Raw genomic sequence first — 20998 nt, forward strand, 5'->3', positions numbered from 1 at the left:
CATCCCAGCAGGTCCACCGAGCCGGCAGCGCGGTCCGCGTGGCGACCCGTGGCGGCTGGGAGCACTCAGAGGGTCGGCATGGTCGCGGCGATGTCGGACCGGTGGTGCGCGCCCCGCAGCTCGATCAGGGCGAGCCCCGCGTACGCGGTCTCGCGAGCGACCGCGAGGTCGGGCCCGACACCCACTACCGACAGCACCCGCCCGCCCGAGGAGACCAGACGACCGTCGTCGTCGGCACTCGTCCCCGCGTGCAGCACGTGCACCCCGGCCAGCTCCTCGGCGTCGTCCACGCCGGCGACCTCATCTCCGGCCCGCACCGTCCCGGGGTAGCCGTGCGCCGCGAGCACCACCGTCACCGCGGCGTCGTCGAGCCACCGCAGCGGCGGCTGGTCGGCGAGGTGACCCGTCGCCGCAGCCAGCAGCACCTCGGCCAAAGGGGTCGCCAGCCGGGCCAGGACCACCTGCGTCTCCGGGTCGCCGAAACGCGCGTTGAACTCGATCACGCGCACCCCACGGCTGGTCAGCGCCAGACCGCAGTACAGGACACCCGCGAAGGGTGTGCCGCGACGGTGCATCTCGTCGACGGTGGGCTGCGCGACCCGCTCGACCACCTCGGCCACCAGGTCCTGCGGGGCCCACGGCAACGGTGAGTAGGCGCCCATCCCGCCGGTGTTGGGGCCCTGGTCGCCGTCGAGCGCACGCTTGAAGTCCTGGGCCGGGGCGAGCGGCACCACGGTCGTGCCGTCGCTCAGGCAGAACAGCGACACCTCGGGACCGTCGAGGAACTCCTCGATGACCACGGCCGCCTCGTCCTGCGCACGGCGCACCAGGCAGGCCCGTGCGTGCGCGAGCGCCTCGTCCCGGTCGGAGGTCACGACCACGCCCTTGCCCGCTGCGAGGCCGTCGTCCTTGACCACGTACGGCGGGCCGAAGGCGTCCAGCGCGTCGACGACCTGCTGCTCGGTCGTGCAGACGTGGGCCATCGCGGTCGGCACACCCGCCGCAGCCATCACGTCCTTGGCGAAGGCCTTGGAGCCCTCGAGGGCGGCAGCCTGCGCGCTCGGCCCGAAGCAGGCGATGCCCGCCTCACGCACCGCGTCGGCGACCCCCGCGACCAACGGCGCCTCCGGGCCCACGACGACCAGGTCGGCCCCCAGCTCGGTGGCCAGCCCCGCGACCCCGCGCGAGTCCATCGGGTCGACGTCGTGCAGGGTGGCCAGGCGCGCGATGCCGGGGTTCCCGGGGGCCGCATGCAGCTCATGACCCTCGGGAGCGTCCTCCCGGTGCAGCGCGTGGACGATGGCATGCTCGCGGGCACCCGAACCGACGACGAGGATCCTCACGGGCGGACGGCCTCCCGACCCTGTCGGCCCAGCAGGTCGTGCCGGACGATCGTCGCCTCACGGTCGGGGCCCACGCCGACCGCGGAGACCCGCGTGCCGGACATCTCCTCGATCGCCAGGACGTACCGCTGGGCGTTGACGGGCAGGTCCTCGAAGGTGCGGCACTCGGTGATGTCCTCCCACCACCCGTCGAGCTCCTCGAGGACGGGCGTCGCGTGGTGGAAGTCGCTCTGGTCGGCGGGCATCTCGTCGTGGCGCACGCCGTCGACGTCGTAGGCCACGCACACCGGGACCTTCTCCAGACCGGTCAGGACGTCCAGCTTGGTCAGGACCAGGTCGGTGAGCCCGTTGACCCGGCTCGCGTAACGTGCGATCACGGCGTCGTACCAGCCGCACCGGCGCGGGCGGCCGGTGGTCACGCCGTACTCGCCACCGGTCTTGCGCAGCCACTCGCCGGTGTCGTCGAGCAGCTCGGTGGGGAACGGCCCCTCACCCACGCGGGTCGTGTAGGCCTTGATGACGCCGATCACCGTGTCGATCCGGGTGGGCCCGACGCCCGACCCGGTGCACACCCCGCCCGCGGTGGCGTTCGACGAGGTCACGAACGGGTAGGTGCCGTGGTCGACGTCGAGCATCGTGGCCTGGCCGGCCTCGAACAGCACCGTCCGTCCGGCGTCCAGGGCCTGGTTGATCACCAGCGAGGTGTCGGCCACCATCGGCCGCAGCCGCTCGGCGTAGGCCAGCAGGTCCTCGACGGTCTCCTCGACGGTGATCGCGCGACGGTTGTAGACCTTGACCAGCAGGTGGTTCTTCTGGTCCAGGGCACCCTCGACCTTCTGGGCCAGGATGTGCTCGTCGAAGAGGTCCTGCACACGGATCCCGACCCGGCTGATCTTGTCCGCGTAGGTCGGTCCGATGCCGCGCCCCGTGGTCCCGATCTTGCGCTTGCCCAGGAACCGCTCGGTGACCTTGTCCAGGGTGCGGTTGTACGGCGCGATGAGGTGCGCGTTGCTCGAGACGAGCAGACGCGAGACGTCGACCCCGCGCGCGGTCAGCGCGTCGAGCTCCTGGAAGAGCACCGCGAGGTCGATCACCACACCGTTGCCGATCACGGGGGTCACCCCGGGCGACAGGATCCCCGAGGGCAGCAGGTGCAACGCGTACTTCTCGTCGCCCACCACCACGGTGTGACCCGCGTTGTTGCCGCCGTTGAACTTCACGACGTAGTCCACGCGCGAGCCGAGCTGGTCGGTCGCCTTGCCCTTGCCCTCGTCGCCCCACTGGGCACCGACGACCACGACGGCTGGCATGGCAGGTCCTCTTCCTTCGACGGGTGATCGCGGCGGACGCGCGTCCGACGCCTGGACGAGGTTACCGCTCAGCGCAGGGCGGCGACCTCGTCGGCCGAGGCACCCGAGTCGGCGAGGAAGGTCAGGCACCGGTCGGCCTCGTCCTGCTCACCGATCGCGTGCGCCGCCTGCCCCAGGGCGAGCAGCGCCCGCAGGAAGCCCTGGTTGGGCACGTGGGTGACCGGGACGGGACCGGTGCCGCGCCAACCGGCACGGCGCAGCGAGTCCAGACCCCGGTGGTAGCCGGTGCGGGCGTAGGCGTACGCCGCGACCGGGTCGGGAGCCTGACCGTCGGCACCCTCGAGCGCCTCCTCGGCCAGCAGCGCCCACAGGTAGGACGAGGCCGGGTGCTCGTGCACGGCCTCGCGGACCGTGGTCCGGGCCAGTGCGGCGCGCGCCGCGGTGTCGGGGTGGTCCTCGGGCAGCAGCGTGGGCGCAGGCCCACCGAGCAGGTTCTCCGGGTGCATCCCCCCATCCTGCCCCGGGCAGGGCGGCCCGAGCGACCACAGCCCACCAGGAGGGCTGTCCCCCTGCGTCGAGCGCTCGCCCGGAGTGCGCAGGACGAGGGGTACTGGTTACAGTCGACGGTGCCCGTACCCCCCCGGGCGACGCGAGGCACCGGAGTCCTGATGATCGAGATCGCGATGTCGCCCGCCACGACGACCCTGGCCATCGCGGGCGACCTCGACCTCGCCGAGCGTGAGCAGTTCCCGGAGATCGCCGCCCGGGTCACCGGGCTGCGCCGTCAGCTCCTGGTGATCGACATGTGCCGGGTGACCTTCATGGACTCGACCGGTGCCGCGTTCCTCATCTCGCTGGCCGACTCGAGCCGCAAGCGGGGAGGGGCGACCGTGCTGCGCGGCTGCGACGACAGGGACCTGTTCGTCCTGGAGGTCTGCGGCGCGCTGGAGATGTTCCGGATCGACGCCGACCACGCCTGCCCGCGGATCGTCGCCTGACGGCTCCCGAGGTCGTCGCGGAGCGAGGTCAGCTCCGCGAGGGCGACCGGCCCCCGGCCAGCGCCGCCGAGATCGGCAGCGGTCGCACCCGCGCCCACACCAGCTTGCCCGCACCGGCCGGCCGCCATCCCCAGTCCCCCAGGCGCTCGACGATCTGCATCCCATAGCCGCCGATCCGCCCCGGGTGCCCGTCCGTGGTGACCGGGGGCGCCGGGTTCGCGTCCTCGACCTCGATCCGCAGCCCCTCTCCGGTGTCGAAGAGCCGCAGCACCACGTGGCCCCAGCCGTGCAGCACCGCGTTGGCGACCATCTCCGAGACGACCAGCTCGGCACTCGCGGCGCCCTCGATCTCCCAGGCCGCGCACGTGCGCACCACCGCGTGACGTGCGCGCGCGATCGAGGCGGGGTCGCTCGGCAACGACCAGCGGCGCCGACGCGGAGCGTGAACCCCGGGCGTCTGCGCGGCATCGGGGTCAGGGACCCGCACGACGACGAGGGCGACGTCGTCCTCGGGAGCGTTGGCCAGGCGCGAGAGCAGCTCTTCTCCCAGGCCGGCAGCCTCCTGGACGCCCAGTCGCCCGCTCACGTCGACGAGAGCGGTCAGCCCGTCCCGCAGCGACCTGTCGCGACGTTCGATCAGGCCGTCGGTGTACAGCAGCAGCACGTCGCCCGGCTCGAGGTGGTGCGCCGCGGTGCTGCGGGCCTCGTGGCCGAAGCCGAGCATCGGGCCCATCGCCCCGGACAGCTGCACGACCTCGCCGTCACGGATCACCAGCGGTGGCAGGTGCCCGGCACGTGAGTACTCGAGCAGCCAGCCGGTGTCCTCGCGGCTCAGCGTCGCGAAGACCAGGCTCGCCGCACGAGGGATCCGCATCCCGGTGATCAGGGTGTCGACACGCTCGAGGACCGGGCCGGGCACGGTCACCTCGAAGGCGTAGGAGCGTACGACCGACCGCAGCTGACCCATGGCCGCGGCGGCCTCGACGTCGTGACCCACCACGTCACCGATGACCAGCCCGACGACGTCCGTCGAGATCTGCAGCACGTCGAACCAGTCGCCGCCCACCTGGGCGTGGCCCGCACTGGGTGCGTAGTAGCTCCACACGTCGAGATCGTCGACCTCGGCCTGCTCGGGGAGCATCGCACGCTGCAGGGTCTCCGCGAGCAGGTGCTCACGGGCGTACAGGCGGAGGTTGTCCACCGCCATGCCGACACGGCGCACCACGAGCGACAGGACCGCACGGTCGTCCTCGGCAAGGTCGGCGCAGGCCCCGCCGCCGTGCGGGGCCACCACGAGGAGACCGAAGGGGCGACGTCGGCCCGGGACGACCGTGACCACCACGCGAGAGATCTCGGGCGCGTCGACGAACCTGCTCCGCAGGTGCTCGACCAGCCAGGTGGTCGTGGGTCCGACCGGCGGGTCGGTCAGCGAGAGGTCGAGCGGTCCGTCGGCCACCCCGTCGAGAAGCTCTCGCACAGGGTCCGGGGGCGATCGCCGAGGGTCGCCGACGTCTCCGACGTCCTGCGGCGGGCGGTCCCCACGGGACCGGTGATGCTCGGTCTGCAGCGTCACGGCGGGGTGCAGGCCCGCGTCGTCGTCCACGAAGAACCCCGCCCACGCGACCATCTCCTGACGGAGCAGGCTCGCGATCTCCCGGAGCAGGTAGGGGTCGTCGAGGTCCAGCAGCAGGTCGGAGACGTGGGCGAGCAGGGTCAGGCCCGACCGCGCCCGACGCTCGACGTCGATCGACCGCTGCTGCGCATCGGCGTGGTCCATGTGACCGGTGACGTCGACCTGGATCCCGACGTGGTGGGTGACCCGCCCGGACTCGTCACGCACCGGCGAGATCGAGACCTGGTTCCAGAACGTCTCGCCGTCGGCCCGGTAGTTCAGCACGGTCGCCGTGATCGGCTCGCCCTGCGCGATGGCCCGTCCCATCCGTGCCACCACGGCCGGGTCGGTCGCGGGACCCTGGAGCAGGTCCGGCCCTCGGCCCAGGACCTCGGACAGCGCGTACCCGGTGGTGCGGGTGAACGCCTCGTTGACCCAGACGATCGGCCATCCGGGCTGCAGGGCGTCGGTGAGGACGAACGAGACATCGGTCGAACCCAGCGCCCGGTCGCGGATCCCAGCAAGCGTAGGGTTGTGATCTGGCGGGACGGAGTTGACCATCACCACCTCCGATCGTCTAGCGTTCTCACCATCTGCCGATCCGTGACGACGCACCACAACGGTGCACGTCGGGCGGGCAGTCCAGCCGAGGGGATCAACGTGCGAGACGGTAACAGCCCGACGGGCAGCGGGCCCGCTGAGGGCGGCTCCGCCACCACGGTCCAGGATGCCTCGACTTCGGGATCGGCGCGTGCCGAGGGCACCGGGTCCGAGGTCACGGTCACCGAGTCCCGCGTGTCCGAACCGGGCTCGGTGCACGTCATCGTCGAGCAGGACCGGACACGCATCGTGCTCTCGGGTGAGGTCGACGCCGATCTGGCGGCCGACCTGAGCGAGGCGACGAGCGACGCCGAGGCCACCGGCCTGCCGATCGAGGTCGACGCGCAGCACGTGACGTTCATGGACTCCTCGGGGATCGCCTTCCTGGCTCGCCTCGCGACCCGCAGCAGCACCAAGGTGCGTGTCATCCGCGCCCCCGAGACCGTGCGGTTCCTGCTCGCGGTGACCAAGATCGGTGACCTCGTCGAGATGGTCGAGGACGCCGCCCCGGCCGACGGTCTGCCGAGGATCGGCCCCGCGGGCCGGGCGCCGAGCACGCTGCCCACCCCTGACGACGACGTCTGACCCAGCCAGCAGCGCCGGCCAGCCGCGGGACGCAGGCCTCCACCCGGACGAGGTCCGGGCGCCTGCCCGCACAGGGACCGGGCGTGGCAATCCGACCATAGGCCCTGACACGCCTGCGTGAACAGGGTCCTGACGCACCTGCGTGAACGACGACGGCCGCGCCCCCCGCGGTGAGCGGGAGGCACGGCCGTCGGGTGTCGCGGTCGGTCAGCCGAGCTTGTTGCCGGCCGAGCGCAGCTGGCGGCTCGCCTCGACGATGCGCTGGGCCATGCCCGCCTCGGCGAGCTTGCCCCAGGCGCGCGGGTCGTAGGCCTTCTTGTTGCCCACCTCGCCGTCGATCTTGAGCACGCCGTCGTAGTTGCTGAACATGTGACCGACGACGGGACGCGTGAACGCGTACTGGGTGTCGGTGTCGATGTTCATCTTGATGACGCCGTTGTCGACCGCCTCGGAGATCTCGGCCTCGGTCGAGCCCGATCCGCCGTGGAAGACCAGGTCGAACGGGTTCTCCTTGCCGATGGACTCACCGACGGCCTTCTGGATCTCGGCGAGGATCGACGGGCGCAGCTTGACCGCTCCCGGCTTGTAGACGCCGTGCACGTTGCCGAAGGTCAGGGCCGTCAGGTACCGGCCCTTCTCGCCCGAGCCGAGGGCACGGACCGTGGCCAGGCCGTCCTCGACCGTGGTGTAGAGCTTGTCGTTGATGGCGGCCTCGTGGCCGTCCTCCTCGCCGCCGACGACGCCGACCTCGATCTCGAGGATGGTGCGGGCCGCGTTCGAGAGCTCGAGGAGCTCCTCGGCGATCACCAGGTTCTCGTCGAGCGGCACCGCGGAGCCGTCCCACATGTGCGACTGGAAGGTGGGGAGCTTGCCGGCCTTGACCTGCTCGGCCTCGAGGGCGAGCAGCGGGCGCACCCAGGAGTCGAGGTTCTGCTTGGCGCAGTGGTCGGTGTGCAGGGCGACCGTGATCGGGTAGCTCTTGGCCACCTCGGCCGCGTAGGCGGCGAGGGCCAGCGAACCCGCGACGCGGTCCTTGATGGTCGAGCCCGACGCGTACTCGGCGCCACCGACGGAGACCTGGATGATCCCGTCGGACTCGGCCTCGGCGAAGCCCTGGAGAGCCGCCGTGATCGTCTGGGAGGAGGTGATGTTGACGGCCGGGTAGGCGAACTTGCCTGCCTTGGCCCGGTCGATCATCTCGGCGTAGACCTCAGGGGTGGCGATGGCCATGAAGACTCCTGCTGATCAGAGGGGTGGTGTTCGCGGTCCATCGTGTCACGGATCACCCCCGGCACGCCGGGACCTCTCGCCGCGCGAGACCCCCGCCGACGACACCCACGTCCACCCCCACGCGCCGGGCACCGCCCACCCGGCCCTCACGCGCACCAGCGCCCAGCAGCCCGTCCCGACCCAGCGCCCAGATGGGGCTTTCCGCTGCTTTCCCGCTGCGGTAAGCAGCGGAAAGCCCCATCTCGGCGGGCGGGCGGGCGGGAGCGCGTGCGGGCGGGCGGGGTGCGGGCGGGCGGGTCGAGCGCTCAGGCGTGCTGGGCGATCCAGGCGTGCATCGCGATCGCTGCGGCGGCGCCGGCGTTGATCGAACGGGTCGAGCCGAACTGGCGGATGTGCAGGACGTCCTGGCAGGCCGCTCGCGCCTCGTCGGAGAGGCCGACGCTCTCCTGCCCGAAGAGCAGCACGCACCCGCGTGGCATGGGGTAGCCCTCGAGATCGACCGAGCCGGGCAGGTTGTCGATCCCCAGCAGGGGGAGCCCGGCGTCAACCGCCCACGTCACGAGCTGCCCGACGTCCTGATGGTGCCGTAGGTGCTGGTAGCGGTCGGTCACCATGGCTCCGCGTCGGTTCCACCGCCGTCTTCCGACGATGTGGACCTCTGCCGCCGCGAAGGCGTTGGCCGTCCGCACCACCGACCCGATGTTCAGGTCGTGCGCCCAGTTCTCGATCGCCACGTGGAACGGGTGCCTACGCGTGTCGAGATCCGCGACGACGGCCTCGAGGGTCCAGTAGCGGTAGCGGTCCACGACGTTGCGCCGGTCACCCTCGGCGAGCAGCTCGGGGTCGTAGCGCCGGACGCCGTCGACGTCCAGCGCCGGCCACGCAGCAGGACCTCCGGGCCACGGCCCGACACCGACCTCGACCGGACCGGCCTCGCTCTCAGTCACCCGATCCCCGCCACGCCTGGCTGGCCTTGAGCCGCTGCGAGGTGTGCAGCACCGATCCTCGGTAGAGCCGGGCCCCGAGGGCCACGAAGAGCACCGAGGTCGCCAGCACGATCGCGGCCGCGACCACCGGTTCCCACGGCTCGGCGTTGCCGAGCACCACCCGCGCGGGCATGAGCAGGGGCGAGGTGAACGGGATGTACGACAGGAGCCGCTGCGTCGGGCCGGGGTCGGTCGCGAAGACGGCGGCGAAGAACGGGATGATCACCAGCACCTGCATGAAGATGGTCGTGGAGTTGAGGTCCTCGACCCGTGAGGCGAGCGACCCGGCCACGGCCCACAGGCAGGCCAGCATCACGAAGCCCAGCAGGAAGAACAGCACGAACCATCCCGAGGCGTCGACGATCTGCCGCAGCACCGCGCCCTGCCCGACGAGCCAGGCCCCGATCAGCCCCACACCGAGGATCAGCACGATCTGACCGACGGCCATGATCGTGTTCCCGATCACCTTGCCGGCCAGCAGCCACCTCACCGGGACCGCGGCGACCAGCAGCTCCACGACGCGCGACTGCTTCTCCTCGACGACGCTCTGCGCGATCGACATGCCGAACGTGAGCACCGACAGGTAGAACAGGAAGGCGAACGCGAGCACCAGGAACTGGGGCGGCACCGACCCCGTGGGGCGGGCCTCGAGCAGCACCACCTGGGGCGGCACAGGACTGGTCAGCGCCTGCACCTGGTCCGCGCTCAGCCCGCCGTCCTGCGCCGCGCGGGCGATCTGCAGCTGAGAGGCGGCAGCCCGGAGCAGCACCTCGAGGTCCTCGGGCACGGACTGGGCGCCGAGCACCTCCAGGGCCTGGACGTCGTCCCCCACGACCGTCGCCGTCACGTCGCCGTCACGCACGAACCGTGCGGGGTCGGCGTCGGCCTCGAGCACCACCGACGTGATGTCCGCCGCGGGCAGCCCGCCCGCCCCCATCAGGGTCAGCATCGGGGGGGTCTGCTGCGCGGGGTCCTGGGCGTCCAGGCCCATCTCGGCTGCCAGGGCGACCACCTGCTCGGCCACGTCACCCTGGACGGCCACGCGGTAGGACGGCGTCTGCTGCGAGATGAGGACCGGGATCACCGCGGCGACGCTGATCAGCACCAGCATGAAGAGCGTCGTGCCGATGAACGCCTTGTCGCGCAGCTTGACGTACATCTCGCGTCCCGCCACGACCCGCACCGTGGTCCACCCGTTCATCGGACGACCTCCCGGAAGATCTCGGCGAGGGTGGGCAGCACCGGGGCGAACTCGCGGACCGCACCGTAACGCTGGGCGGCGGCCAGCAGGGCCTGGTCGTCGGCGTCGGGCGCGAGGTCCATCACCACGAGGGGTCCGTCCTGCGTGTGCAGGCTCGCACCCGGCACCTGGTCGAGGAAGGACGCCAGGCCCGTGGGCGCCCCGGCGGGCTCGGTCAGATCCGGACCGGCCGAGTCGTCGAAGGGGTCCACGACGATCCGGACCCGGCGCCCCGCCTGCTCGGTGCGGACCTGGTGGGCGTCCCCAGCGGCCGCCACCCTGCCGTGGTCGATGATGACGACGTCATCGCAGAGCCGCTCCACGAGCTCGAGCTGGTGCGAGGAGAACAGCACCGGGACGCCTGCGTCCGCACGGGTTCGCAGCTGCTCGGCCATGATGTCGACGGCCAGCGGGTCCAGGCCCGAGAACGGCTCGTCGAGCACCAGCAGGACCGGGTCGTGCACGAGCGCGGCAGCGACCTGGACCCGCTGCTGGTTGCCCAGCGACAGGGTGGTGAGCTGGTCCTGGGCACGGTCGGCCAGGTCGAGCCGGTCGAGCAGGACGGCGACCCGCGCCCGCGCGGTACGTCGGTCCAGGCCGTGGATGCGCCCCAGGAAGACGAGCTGGTCGACGACCTTCATCTTGGGGTAGAGGCCGCGTTCCTCGGGCATGTACCCGAACCGGCGCCGGATCTCGGGGGTGAGCTCGCGGTCGCCGAGGGTGATCCGCCCGGAGTCCGCCGCCAGCACGCCCAGGATGATGCGCATGGCCGTGGTCTTGCCGGCACCGTTGGCCCCGATGAACCCGGTCATCCGGCCCGGTCGGACGCTGAAACCGATGTCGTCCAGGGCCCTGCGGTCCCCGAACGTGCGCGTCACACCCGCGAGGGTGAGCACTTCCTGCACGGCGTTCCCTCCTGCTCGCAACCCGCCACGACCCTAGCGGGACTGCCGGCAGTGGACCCGGTCGAGCACGCCTCCGCCACGAGCGGTGCACCCGGGGCGGCGACGGGTCCTAACCTGGTCGCGTGACCCCGACCACGCCCCGCCCGTTGGCCTCGACCGAGGTCCGGGAGATCCACAGCTGGCTCACCGACATGGACGGCGTGCTCGTCCACGAGGGCAAGGCCCTGCCCGGTGCCCCCGAGTTCGTCCGCGCGCTGCGCGACGCCGACCGGCCGTTCCTGATCCTGACCAACAACTCCATCTTCACCGCACGCGACCTGCGTGCCCGGCTCGCATCCTCGGGGATCGAGGTTCCCGAGGAGGCGATCTGGACCTCGGCGCTGGCCACGGCCCAGTTCCTGGCGCAGCAGGTGCCCGCCGGCAGCGCCTACGCGATCGGCGAGGCCGGCCTGACCACGGCCCTGTACGAGGCCGGCTACACGCTGACGGAGTCCTCCCCCGACTACGTGGTGCTCGGTGAGACCCGCACGTACTCCTTCGAGGCGATCACCCGCGCCGTCCGGCTCATCCAGGGTGGGTCGCGCTTCATCGCGACGAACCCCGACGTGACCGGCCCGTCGGCCGAGGGCGACCTCCCGGCGACCGGCGCGGTCGCGGCGATGATCACCGCAGCGACGGGTCGCACGCCGTACTTCGTCGGCAAGCCGAACCCGATGATGTTCCGCTCGGCCCTGAACCGCATCGACGCCCACTCCGAGACCACCGCGATGGTCGGCGACCGGATGGACACCGACGTCGTGGCCGGGATCGAGGCCGGGCTCCAGACGTTCCTCGTGCTCACCGGCTCGACCGCGGCAGGCGACCTCGACCGTTTCCCGTTCCGACCCAGTCACGTGGTCGACTCCGTCCAGGACCTCGTCGCGCTCGTCTGACATGCCGGCGCCGCCCATCACCCCCCGCCCCGTGGGACGACCGCGCTCTGGCTCCCGTGGCGGGCCTCGCCGCCGCAGCCCGGGATGGGTCCCCAACCAGCACGGTGCCTGGGCGATGCTCGTGGTCCCCGTGGTCGTCGGCGCGCTGCGCGGCGGGCCCGCCTGGTCCCACCTGCTCCTGCTGGTCTCGTGGCTCGCGGCGTACCTCGCGTTCTACGCGACCGGCCTGTGGCTCCGGTCGCGACGTCGAGCGCGCTACCTGCCTCCGGTGCGCGCCTACGCGCTGGTCACCGCGGCCCTGGGAGGCGCGTTGCTCGTCCTCGAGCCCGGGCTCCTGGCCTGGGCGCCCGTCTACCTGCCCCTGCTCGCCCTCAGCCTGTGGCTCTCGGCCCGGCGGCAGGACCGGTCGGTGCTCAGCGGGATGCTCACCGTGACGGCCGCCGGACTGATGGCAGTGGTCGCGCAGGGCCTGGGGACGCGGGGGGACGACGACGCGTGGTGGGTCGCGGCCGTCCTCGTCACGTACTTCGCGGGCACCGTCCTGTACGTCAAGACGATGATCCGCGAGCGCGGGAGCCGGCCGGTGTACCGGGCCTCGGTGGGCCTGCACGCGACCGCCACCGCGGTGCTCGCGGTGCTGCTCGCCGCGGGATCAGGGCCGCCCGCGGGCCCCGGGCTGGTCGTGCTGGCCGTCCTGCTCACCCTGCGGGCCGCGACGGTGCCCCGGCGTTGGCCACGCGCCACCCCCCGGGCCGTGGGCCTCGGAGAGATCCTCGCGACCAGCGTCCTGGCGGTGCTCCTGGTGCTGGGCTGACCCTCAGGCGCCCGTGGCACCCGAGGTGCCGAAGTCGACCCGGGGCGCGGCCCGCACGGCGGCGTCCTCGATCTCGAAGTACTCCGCGCGGGTGAACGAGAACATGCCGGCGACGACGTTCGCCGGGAACTGCTCGACCTTGGTGTTCAGCTGGCGCACGTTGGCGTTGTAGAACCGGCGCCCGGCTGCGATGCGGTCCTCGGTGTTGGTCAGCTCGGCCTGGAGCTGGGCGAAGTTCTCGCTGGCTCGAAGGTCCGGGTAGGCCTCGGCGACCGCGAAGAGCCGACCCAGTGCCTGGGTCAGCTGGTTCTCCTGGGCCGCCTGCTGGGCCGGGCTCGAGCCGGGCTGCGCGGCCGCTGCCCGGGCCGTGGTGACGGCCTCGAAAACGCCGCGCTCGTGGGCCGCGTACCCCTTGACCGTCTCGATCAGGTTGGGGATCAGGTCGTGGCGCCGGTGGAGCTCGACGTCGATCTGCCGCCAGGCCTCCTGGACGAGGTTGCGCAGCCGGACGAAGCCGTTGTAGGTGGCCACACCCCAGAGCAGGACGACGACCACGATCACGATCGGTACGGCGATGAGCAGCTCCACGATGTCCCTCCCAGGGATCAGCTTGTGCCCGGATCGTAGCCGTGATCGAGCCACACGAAGCGAGGCACGGCGTTCACCACCGCGGCCATCACCTGCAGGCGGGGCCCGATGACGTCCAGCCTGGTCGCCCCCGGGGACCAGCACAGGATGTCGGTGCCCTCGATCCTCATCGACAGGCCGCGGGCATCGGCGCGCAGCAGCCGCTCCATCAGGCGCGGGTGCACGACGTCGTGGGCGAACCGGTTGTCCGGGGCGACCACCCGCCAGGCCTGGTTGAAGTCCTCGGACTCGAACTGGATGTCCTGCCCACCCAGGACCTTCGCGAGACGCGCCCCCAGCCCGTCCGGGGTGAGCTCGAGCGTCGGCAGGAAGGCCGGCAGCCGCATCGCCAGGACGTGGTGGGTCACCGTGGTCTGGTTCTTGCCCGAGCCGGTGGTGTAGCGGTAGGTGAAGGACACCGCCTGACGGCCCTGGAACGGGCCGGTCAGCGCCTCGGACACGCGCCGGGCGTGACCGGTGCCGAACGGCTGCCTGCTCCAGCGCGAGGCGAGCGAACGGTCCGAACCGACGTAGGACCAGCCCATCCGGCCGGCCCACTCCTTGATCCCGGTCAGGCGGCGGTGGTGGTACCAGAGCGCTGCGGCCGCGGCCACCGGGACCAGCAGCAGGACCAGCAGGAACACGCCCCCCGAGGCGTCCACGCCTCAGGCCGGCAGACCGAGGTCGGCCAGGTCGAAGACCGACAGGTAGGGCAGACCCTCGGCCTCGATCCTCTCGCGGGCACCCGTGCCCCGGTCGACGATCACGGCCACGCCGACCACCTCGGCACCGGCCTCGCGCAGGGCCTCGACCGCCGTGAGCACCGAGCCGCCCGTGGTCGAGGTGTCCTCGACGGCCACGACCCGCCGCCCCGCGACGTCCGGTCCCTCGATGCGTCGCTGCAGACCGTGGGCCTTGCCCTCCTTGCGCACGACGAAGGCGTCGAGGTCCTGCCCGCGGGCCGAGGCGGCGTGCAGGAGGGCCGAGGCGACCGGGTCGGCACCCAGCGTGAGGCCTCCGACCGCGTCGATCTCCGCGGTCCCCAGCCCCGCCTCCTCGAGCACGTCCAGCAGGACGTGACCCACCAGCGGCGCGGCACGGTGGTGCAGCGTGATCCGACGCAGGTCCACGTAGTAGTCGGCCTGCTTGCCCGAGGACAGCGTCACCGCCCCGTGCACGACGGCGAGCTCGGCGATCAGCAGGCGCAGCTGCTCACGCGGCGCGGGGTCCATCACGAGGTCTCGGTAGGCAGGGCTCACGGGGCCAGGCTACTGGCTGGGCTCAGGCCGACGGGGTCGGAGCGTCCTGGGCGGACGGAACGTCCCCGGCGCCGTCCGTGGCCTCGGCGTCGGGTGTCTGGGCCGAGGCCTGCCGTGCCCGCGCGCCCGCCGAGAACGCGCGGATCGCCGCGCGAGGAAGCAGCCGGGCGACCTCGGCCGCGAGCCCGTACCGCAGGCTCGGGGTGGAGATCACCGCACCGCGTCGCACGTCGGCAAGGGCTGAGGACACGACCGCGTCGGCGTTGAGCCAGGCGAACTCGGGGAACTCGTCCGCGCCGACCCCGGCGCGCTCGTGGAACTCGGTGTGCACCAGTCCGGGGCACAGCGCCGTCGCGGTGACCCCGGTGCCGCGCAGCTCGACCGCGAGGGCCTCGGTGAAGACCCGCACCCAGGCCTTGTCCGCCGAGTAGGTGCCCATGGTGGTCAGGGCAGCGACCGACGAGACGTTGAGCACCGCGCCCCGGCCCCGCTCGACCATCGGGCCGACCGCGGCGTGCGAGAGCACCATGACGGCGCGCACCATCACCTCGAGGGCTCGTTCGTGCAGGGACAGGTCCCCACCCACGAAGTGGTCGCGCAGCCCGAAGCCCGCGTTGTTGACGAGCAGACCCACCGGTCGCTCGGTGTCCCTGAGCCGCTCCGCGACGCGCTCGACCTGGTCGCGGTCGGCGAGGTCGGCAGGCAGGACCTCGACGTCGATGCCGGCGGCGGCGCGCAGCTGCCCGGCGAGACGCTCGAGACGCTCGGCGTCACGCGCGACCAGGACGACGTCGTGCCGTGCCGTCGCGAGCTGCCAGGCGAACTCCAGACCCAGGCCGACGCTCGCGCCGGTGATCAGTGCCGTTGCCATGCCGCCAGCCTACGGGCACGGACCGGTCGGGGCCTGGTGCACCGCCGGTCGGGCCGTCCGCGCCGGGGTGCGCGGGGCGGGTAGCGTTCGATGCATGCGGATCGCGACCTGGAACATCAACTCGATCCGTGCCAGGGCCGACCGTGCGGTCGCCTGGCTCGAACGCACCGGCACCGACGTGCTCGCGCTGCAGGAGACCAAGTGCCGTGACGAGCAGTTCCCGCACGCGGTGTTCGAGGCCGCGGGGTACGAGGTCGCCCACGTCGGCCTGAGCCAGTGGAACGGGGTCGCGGTGGTCTCCCGGGTCGGGATCCAGGACGTCGAGGTCGGCTTCCCGGACCAGCCGACCTTCGGCGCGGACACGCCCGTCGTGGAGGCACGGGCCCTGGGGGCCACCTGCGGCGGGGTCAGGGTGTGGAGCCTGTACGTCCCGCACGGTCGCTCGCCCCACGACCCGCACTACGCCTACAAGCTCGAGTGGCTCGAGCGGCTGCGCGCCGCCGCACGGACCTGGACCGACCCGACCACCGGTGACCCGACCGCGCAGGTCGCCCTGCTCGGCGACTGGAACGTCATCCCGCTCGACACCGACGTGTACGACGTGACGGCCTTCGAGGGCGCGACCCACGTCACGCCTGCCGAGCGCGCGGCCTTCGCGGCGTTCACCGACGTCGGCTACACCGAGGTCACCCGCGTGCACGTGCCCGGAGAGCACACGTACACCTACTGGGACTACCAGCAGCTGGCCTTCCCCAAGAACAAGGGGCTGCGGATCGACTTCGCCTACACCTCACCCGCCCTGACCGATCGAGTCCAGGGGGTCATGATCGACCGGGACGAGCGCAAGGGCAAGGGTGCCTCCGACCACGTCCCGGTGGTGGTCGACCTCAGGGACTGATCGGGTGACTTCGTCCACCCAGGTCCGGGCTCCTCTGCCGATCGGCCCTGCGCCCCGCTAGGTTGGCGGCCATGAGCACGACGCCGGGATGGCCGGCCCCCGATCCTGCTGGCTCGCTGCAGCCCTCCGGCACGCCACCCAGCGGGTCCTGGCAGCCCGCGGCCGGGCCCGGCCCGGTTCCGCCGCCCCCACCACCACCACCGATCGTCGCCCCCGGGTACGCCACCGGCCAGCCCTACGGCGCCGTACCTCAGCCGTACGGCGGGTACAGCGCGACGTCCGATCCGTACGACGTCGATCCGTACCGCGGGTCCAGCACGACGCCCGGTCCGTACAACGTCGATCCGTACCGCGGGTCCAGCGCGACGCCCTTCGGCGGTCACGGCGCTCCGCCCCAGCCCTACGTCGAGTACGCCGCCCCGCCGACCGGCTACGGCGCACCCCCGTCGACGGGCTACGGCGCACTCCCGGCTGCCGGCTACGGCGTACCTCCGTCTGCCAGCTACGGCGCCGCGCCCCAGCCCTACGGCGGGTACGGTCCGCCGCCGCAGTGGGCACCCCCCGCGATGAACGAACCGATGGCGGTCGCGGCTCTGGTCTGCGGCATCGCGAGCCTGTTCATCTCGATCACCGGACCCGTCGGTGTCGTGCTGGGCGCGGTGGCACTGCGCCGCATCGCGCGCACGGGCAACCAGGGTCGCGGGATGGCGATCGCCGGGATCGTGACGGGCGTCCTGGGCACCCTGTCCCTGCTGCTGCTCGCGCTGCTGCTCGCGGTGGGGTTCAGCGAGGGGTTCCAGGACGGCTACTCCTCCACGGCCACCGCGCTGCCGACCACGTCGTCCAGCTCGATCCTGCAGTCCTTCGCCGCCCCGGTCGCCCTGCACCGATGACCGGGACCGGCGCCGGGCCGCCCTACGGGAGCCCTCCCGGCGGCTACTACCCGCAGGAGGCGTACTACGCCCCGGGGTGGAGCGCACCCCTCGGGCCGCCGCCGCGACGCCGTGGCCGCCGCCGCGCGGGGATCGCCGCGATCATCGTCGGCGCGGTCGTCCTGCTCGGGGTCGCCGGGGCCGCAGCCGTCCCGCTGGTCCGCACCTGGACCCTGCGGCCGATCGGTGAGGTCACCGAGCCCCGTGAGGTGCATGCCCGCCGACTGGTCGTGGGCAGCTGCATCCAGGAGCTGGGGCCCGACGGCTCGGTCACCCGGGTCACCGTGGTGCCGTGCGACCAGCCGCACGAGGCGACAGTGGTCGGGGTGCTCGGTCTCGACGACGACAGCTGGCCGGGTCAGGGCGCCGTCGACTCCCGCGTGGGGGCCTGGTGCGAGATGGACACGACCCAGCTCGCCGAGGGGCTCACCGCTGTCGTGTGGTCGCCGTCGCAGGAGTCGTGGGAGCAGGGCGATCGCCGAGGGCTCTGCCTGGCCCGGTCCGGGAGCTGACCACCAACCCGCGCCCACCGACCCGGGCCCTGGCGGCGTCTGACGCGACAGCAGCACACTCCCTGGGACGTCAGCGGTTCAGCCCCGAGTGGTGCGGGACGGATGCGGTGATCACCGTGCCGTCGGCACGGAGCGTCCCGCGCAGCGCCGTCGCGTCCGGCTCACCGCTGATCTGCGGTCCCTGACCGTCCAGGGGCACGGTCACCGGCTCCGCACGGGACAGCATGACGTCCTGACCTCGCACCGAGACGACGAGGGCGGGGCCGGTCTCGACCGTGAGCTCGATCGCCTCCGCACGCACCTGGACCCGGACCCGGGTGCCTCGCACGGTGAGCCGGAACGTCAGCGACGGCCAGGACACCGGCAGGCGAGGGTCGAAGGACACCTTGCCCTCGTAGTCCCGCATGCCACCGAAGCCGTGGACCAGGGCGCTCCACACGCCGCCGGCCGAGGCGACGTGCACGCCGTCCGAGGTGTTGTGGTGCAGGTCCCCGAGGTCCACGAACAGGGCGTCGTGGAAGTAGCGCAGCGCGAGCTCGTGGTAGCCCACCTCGGCGGCGACGATCGACTGGACCACCCCGGACAGGGTCGAGTCCCCCGTGGTGATCGGGTCGTAGTACTCGAAGTCGGCCCGCTTCTCCTCGGCGCTGAAGTGCTCGCCCTGCAGGAAGAGCGCGAGCACGACGTCTGCCTGCTTGAGCACCTGGAACCGGTAGATGACCAGCGGGTGGTAGTGGAGCAGCAGCGGGCGCTTGTCGGCCGGGGTGCTCGGCAGGTCCCAGACCTCGCGCTCGTGGAAGTGCGAGTCCTGGGGGTGGATGCCGAGGTTGGCGTCGAAGGGGATCGCCATCGCCTCGGCGGCACGATCCCACTCGGCGACCTCACCGCCCCGCAGGTCGAGCCGCGCCACCATGCGGGCGTGCTCCTGCGGCCAGCTGGCCTCGAGGTGGCGCACGGCCTCCGCGGCCCGCCGGAGGTTGAAGCGCGCCATCACGTTCGTGTACAGGTTGTCGTTGACCACGGTGGTGTACTCGTCGGGACCGGTGACCCCGTGGATGTGGAACGAGTCCTCGCCGTTGCCCCGCCAGAAGCCGAGGTCGGCCCACATCCGCGCGGTCTGCACCAGGATGTCCACTCCCTCGCGGGCCATGAACTCCTCGTCACCGGTGGCCTGCACGTACTTGCTCACCGCGTAGGAGACGTCGGCGTCGATGTGGTACTGCGCGGTCCCCGCGGCGTAGTACGCCGAGGCCTCCTCGCCGTTGATGGTGCGCCAGGGGAACAGCACGCCGTGCTGCGTGAGCTCCTGCGCCCGCCGCTTGGCCGCGGGGAGCATCGTGTAACGGAAGCGCACCGCGTTCCTCGCGAACAGCGGCGAGGTGTAGATGAAGTACGGCACGACGTAGATCTCGGTGTCCCAGAAGTAGTGCCCGCTGTACCCCGACCCGGTCACCCCCTTCGCGGAGATCCCGTTGCCCTCGGCCCGCGCGGCCGCCTGCGCCAGCTGGAAGAGGTTCCAGCGGATCGCCTGCTGGACCTCGGGGTGGCCCTCGACCTCGACGTCGGACCGTTCCCAGTAGGCGTCGAGCCACGCTCGCTGGTCGGCGAACTGCTTGTCGGTGCCCTCCTCGCGCACCCGGTCCAGTGTGCGGCGGCACCGGTTGACCAGCTCGACGGCCGGCACGTTGCGCGAGGTGTGATAGCTGATCGTCTTGGTGATCCGGATCTTCTTGCCGGGCTTGGCCCGGAACCGGAACACGTGCTTGGCCTGGTCGCTCTCCACCTCGGTGAGAGTCTCGTAGTCGTTGTCGGTCTCGACCGTGTGGTCGGCCGCGACGGCGAGCGCCATGCGCGAGTTGGTGCAGCGGTACCCGAGGACCACGCGGTCGTCATCGCCCCAGTGGGTCATCGGCTGGAGCACCCGCTGCTCGAACTGCTCGCCACGGCGCGGGTCGACCATGCCCCCGGCGGCGGTGCGGCTACGGAACTCGTCGAGGCCGTCCTGGCGGTTGAGGATCTGCGAGGACACCACCACGGGCACGGGGTTGTCGAGCACCGTGACCTCGAGGGTCAGCACCGCGAGGTGCCGCTGGGTGAAGGACACCATGCGTCGCGACCGCACGTGCACGCGGTTGCCCGCGGGGGTGCGCCACAGCAGGTCGCGGGTCAGCACACCGTCGGCGAAGTCCAGCGTGCGGTCGTAGGAGATGAGGTCGGCGACCGAGAGCAGCATCGGCTCGTCATCGACGTAGAGCCGCATGATCTTGGCGTCGGGGACGTTGACGATGGTCTGCCCGACCTGCGCGAACCCGAACGCCTCCTCGGCGTGGCGGATCGGCCAGGTCTCGTGGAACCCGTTGATGAACGTCCCGTGGCTGTGGCTCGGTCGCCCCTCGGTGAGGTTGCCGCGCATGCCCAGGTACCCGTTGCCCACCGCGAAGAGGGTCTCGGTGGTGCCGAGGTCCTCCTCGTCGAAGAAGGCCTCGGTGAGCCGCCACGGGTCGGCGGGGAAGCGGTTGCGGTCGACGTGGTCGGGCAGGTCGCCGAGGGTGCCCACCGAGGGGCTGGGCGCCTCCCCGGTCATCGCGTCACCAGCTCGGCGAGGTCCTGCACCACGATGTCCGCACCGGCGTCGAGCAGCGTCTGCACCCCGGCGCCGCGGTCGACCCCGACCACCAGGCCGAAGCCCCCGGCGCGCCCGGCGGCAACGCCCGAGACGGCGTCCTCGACGACGACCGACCGTTCCACGCTGGCTCCCACGGCCTGCGCCGCGTGCTCGTAGGTCGCCGGGGAGGGCTTGCCCGCGAGTCCCGTCGCCCGGGCGACCTCGCCGTCGACGACGACCGTGAAGCGGTCGGCCAGGCCTGCCGCGGCCAGCACCGCCGGGGCGTTGCGCGAGCTCGAGACGACGGCCACCGCGGTGCCCCGCTCGAGCAGCGCGTCCAGCAGCTGCACCGAGCCGGGGTAGGGCTCGACGCCCTCGGTGGCCAGGATCGAGGAGAACACCGCGTTCTTGGTGTTCCCGAGCCCGCACACCGTCGGGGTGCCCGGGGCGTCCGACGGGTCACCCTCGGGCAGCACGACCCCGCGCGAGGCGAGGGCGGACCGCACGCCGTCGTACCGGGGCTTGCCGTCGACGAACGCGAAGTAGTCGTCATCGGTGTACGGGGGCTGCACGTCGTGCGCCTCGAAGTAGTCGGTGAACATCTGGCGCCACGCGTGCATGTGCACGTCGGCCGTGGGGGTCAGCACGCCGTCGAGGTCGAACAGCGCTGCGTCGTACAGGTCCCAGTCCATGGAACGACGCTATCCGGTGATCACGGCGCTCCACGACGTTGCCCGGG

The 20998-nt window shown here is 72.1% G+C and carries 21 protein-coding genes; 7 read left to right on the forward strand and 14 right to left on the reverse strand.

What is annotated here, in order from left to right; translation table 11 throughout:
- Positions 1 to 65 precede the first annotated feature (65 nt).
- The 3 genes from purD to M1R94_RS19350 form a co-directional block, all read right to left on the reverse strand.
- Positions 66 to 1343: a phosphoribosylamine--glycine ligase gene (gene purD / locus M1R94_RS19340; RefSeq protein ID WP_249383369.1), complete on the reverse strand. Its 1278-nt coding sequence runs from the start codon at positions 1341 to 1343 to the stop codon at positions 66 to 68.
- Complete coding sequence (locus M1R94_RS19345; RefSeq protein ID WP_249383370.1) at positions 1340 to 2653, reverse strand: adenylosuccinate synthase; 1314 nt, start codon at positions 2651 to 2653, stop codon at positions 1340 to 1342. Before M1R94_RS19345 ends, purD begins: the two co-directional genes overlap by 4 nt.
- A 68-nt stretch (positions 2654 to 2721) precedes the next feature.
- The gene (locus tag M1R94_RS19350; protein WP_249383371.1) at positions 2722 to 3159 is read right to left on the reverse strand and encodes a DUF3151 domain-containing protein; all 438 of its coding nucleotides are present in this window, start codon (positions 3157 to 3159) and stop codon (positions 2722 to 2724) included.
- Positions 3160 to 3321: 162 nt separating this feature from the next.
- Between M1R94_RS19350 and M1R94_RS19355 the strand changes: the two genes are divergently transcribed.
- Complete coding sequence (locus M1R94_RS19355) at positions 3322 to 3651, forward strand: STAS domain-containing protein (protein ID WP_249383372.1); 330 nt, start codon at positions 3322 to 3324, stop codon at positions 3649 to 3651.
- Between the two features lie 28 nt (positions 3652 to 3679).
- Here the strand turns inward: M1R94_RS19355 and M1R94_RS19360 are convergent, their stop codons facing one another.
- Positions 3680 to 5824 (reverse strand): SpoIIE family protein phosphatase, encoded by a 2145-nt coding sequence (locus M1R94_RS19360; protein ID WP_249383373.1) that lies wholly within the window; start codon positions 5822 to 5824, stop codon positions 3680 to 3682.
- Positions 5825 to 5923: 99 nt separating this feature from the next.
- Here M1R94_RS19360 and M1R94_RS19365 point away from each other — a divergent pair, with 99 nt between their 5' ends.
- Positions 5924 to 6448, forward strand: a complete 525-nt coding sequence (locus M1R94_RS19365) for an STAS domain-containing protein (protein ID WP_308199938.1) — start codon at positions 5924 to 5926, stop codon at positions 6446 to 6448.
- 207 nt (positions 6449 to 6655) lie between these two features.
- Here the strand turns inward: M1R94_RS19365 and fbaA are convergent, their stop codons facing one another.
- The 4 genes from fbaA to M1R94_RS19385 form a co-directional block, all read right to left on the reverse strand.
- Positions 6656 to 7678 (reverse strand): class II fructose-bisphosphate aldolase, encoded by a 1023-nt coding sequence (fbaA, locus tag M1R94_RS19370; RefSeq protein ID WP_249383374.1) that lies wholly within the window; start codon positions 7676 to 7678, stop codon positions 6656 to 6658.
- 305 nt (positions 7679 to 7983) lie between these two features.
- On the reverse strand, positions 7984 to 8625 hold the full coding sequence (locus M1R94_RS19375) for a TrmH family RNA methyltransferase (RefSeq protein ID WP_249383375.1): 642 nt from the start codon (positions 8623 to 8625) through the stop codon (positions 7984 to 7986).
- Positions 8618 to 9865 (reverse strand): ABC transporter permease, encoded by a 1248-nt coding sequence (locus M1R94_RS19380; RefSeq protein ID WP_249383376.1) that lies wholly within the window; start codon positions 9863 to 9865, stop codon positions 8618 to 8620. The genes M1R94_RS19375 and M1R94_RS19380 overlap by 8 nt, the downstream gene beginning before the upstream one ends.
- Positions 9862 to 10800, reverse strand: a complete 939-nt coding sequence (locus M1R94_RS19385) for an ABC transporter ATP-binding protein (RefSeq protein ID WP_249383399.1) — start codon at positions 10798 to 10800, stop codon at positions 9862 to 9864. The genes M1R94_RS19380 and M1R94_RS19385 overlap by 4 nt, the downstream gene beginning before the upstream one ends.
- Before the next feature lie 200 nt (positions 10801 to 11000).
- Between M1R94_RS19385 and M1R94_RS19390 the strand changes: the two genes are divergently transcribed.
- A complete protein-coding gene (locus M1R94_RS19390) occupies positions 11001 to 11741 on the forward strand; it encodes an HAD-IIA family hydrolase (RefSeq protein WP_249383400.1) in 741 nt (246 codons plus the stop codon).
- A 31-nt stretch (positions 11742 to 11772) separates the two neighbouring features.
- Positions 11773 to 12555 (forward strand): YwiC-like family protein, encoded by a 783-nt coding sequence (locus M1R94_RS19395; RefSeq protein WP_308199939.1) that lies wholly within the window; start codon positions 11773 to 11775, stop codon positions 12553 to 12555.
- Between the two features lie 3 nt (positions 12556 to 12558).
- Here M1R94_RS19395 and M1R94_RS19400 read toward each other — a convergent pair whose 3' ends face one another.
- Genes M1R94_RS19400 through M1R94_RS19415 form a run of 4 tightly spaced genes read right to left on the reverse strand, consistent with a single transcriptional unit; the run spans position 12559 to position 15312 of the window.
- The gene (locus tag M1R94_RS19400; RefSeq protein WP_249383378.1) at positions 12559 to 13143 is read right to left on the reverse strand and encodes a LemA family protein; all 585 of its coding nucleotides are present in this window, start codon (positions 13141 to 13143) and stop codon (positions 12559 to 12561) included.
- Between the two features lie 17 nt (positions 13144 to 13160).
- Positions 13161 to 13826, reverse strand: coding sequence for a hypothetical protein (locus M1R94_RS19405; protein ID WP_249383379.1), 666 nt, complete (start codon positions 13824 to 13826; stop codon positions 13161 to 13163).
- A gap of 21 nt (positions 13827 to 13847) precedes the next feature.
- Positions 13848 to 14414, reverse strand: coding sequence for an orotate phosphoribosyltransferase (gene pyrE, locus M1R94_RS19410; protein ID WP_249383401.1), 567 nt, complete (start codon positions 14412 to 14414; stop codon positions 13848 to 13850).
- Between the two features lie 49 nt (positions 14415 to 14463).
- Positions 14464 to 15312, reverse strand: coding sequence for an SDR family NAD(P)-dependent oxidoreductase (locus tag M1R94_RS19415; protein WP_249383380.1), 849 nt, complete (start codon positions 15310 to 15312; stop codon positions 14464 to 14466).
- A 94-nt stretch (positions 15313 to 15406) separates the two neighbouring features.
- On the opposite strand from M1R94_RS19415, the gene M1R94_RS19420 reads away from it, so the two are divergent.
- From M1R94_RS19420 to M1R94_RS19430, 3 genes are all read left to right on the forward strand, one after another.
- Positions 15407 to 16210 (forward strand): exodeoxyribonuclease III, encoded by an 804-nt coding sequence (locus M1R94_RS19420; protein WP_249383381.1) that lies wholly within the window; start codon positions 15407 to 15409, stop codon positions 16208 to 16210.
- A 71-nt stretch (positions 16211 to 16281) separates the two neighbouring features.
- Positions 16282 to 17103 (forward strand): DUF4190 domain-containing protein, encoded by an 822-nt coding sequence (locus M1R94_RS19425; protein ID WP_249383382.1) that lies wholly within the window; start codon positions 16282 to 16284, stop codon positions 17101 to 17103.
- On the forward strand, positions 17100 to 17654 hold the full coding sequence (locus M1R94_RS19430) for a septum formation family protein (protein WP_249383383.1): 555 nt from the start codon (positions 17100 to 17102) through the stop codon (positions 17652 to 17654). The genes M1R94_RS19425 and M1R94_RS19430 overlap by 4 nt, the downstream gene beginning before the upstream one ends.
- A gap of 70 nt (positions 17655 to 17724) precedes the next feature.
- Here the strand turns inward: M1R94_RS19430 and M1R94_RS19435 are convergent, their stop codons facing one another.
- Both M1R94_RS19435 and M1R94_RS19440 read right to left on the reverse strand, forming a co-directional pair.
- The gene (locus M1R94_RS19435) at positions 17725 to 20238 is read right to left on the reverse strand and encodes a glycoside hydrolase family 65 protein (protein WP_249383384.1); all 2514 of its coding nucleotides are present in this window, start codon (positions 20236 to 20238) and stop codon (positions 17725 to 17727) included.
- A complete protein-coding gene (locus M1R94_RS19440) occupies positions 20235 to 20951 on the reverse strand; it encodes an HAD family hydrolase (RefSeq protein ID WP_249383385.1) in 717 nt (238 codons plus the stop codon). The genes M1R94_RS19435 and M1R94_RS19440 overlap by 4 nt, the downstream gene beginning before the upstream one ends.
- Positions 20952 to 20998 lie beyond the last annotated feature (47 nt).

It is taken from the genome of Actinotalea alkalitolerans (genome assembly GCF_023369855.1).
In the GTDB taxonomy this organism is placed as follows: Bacteria; Actinomycetota; Actinomycetes; order Actinomycetales; family Cellulomonadaceae; genus Actinotalea.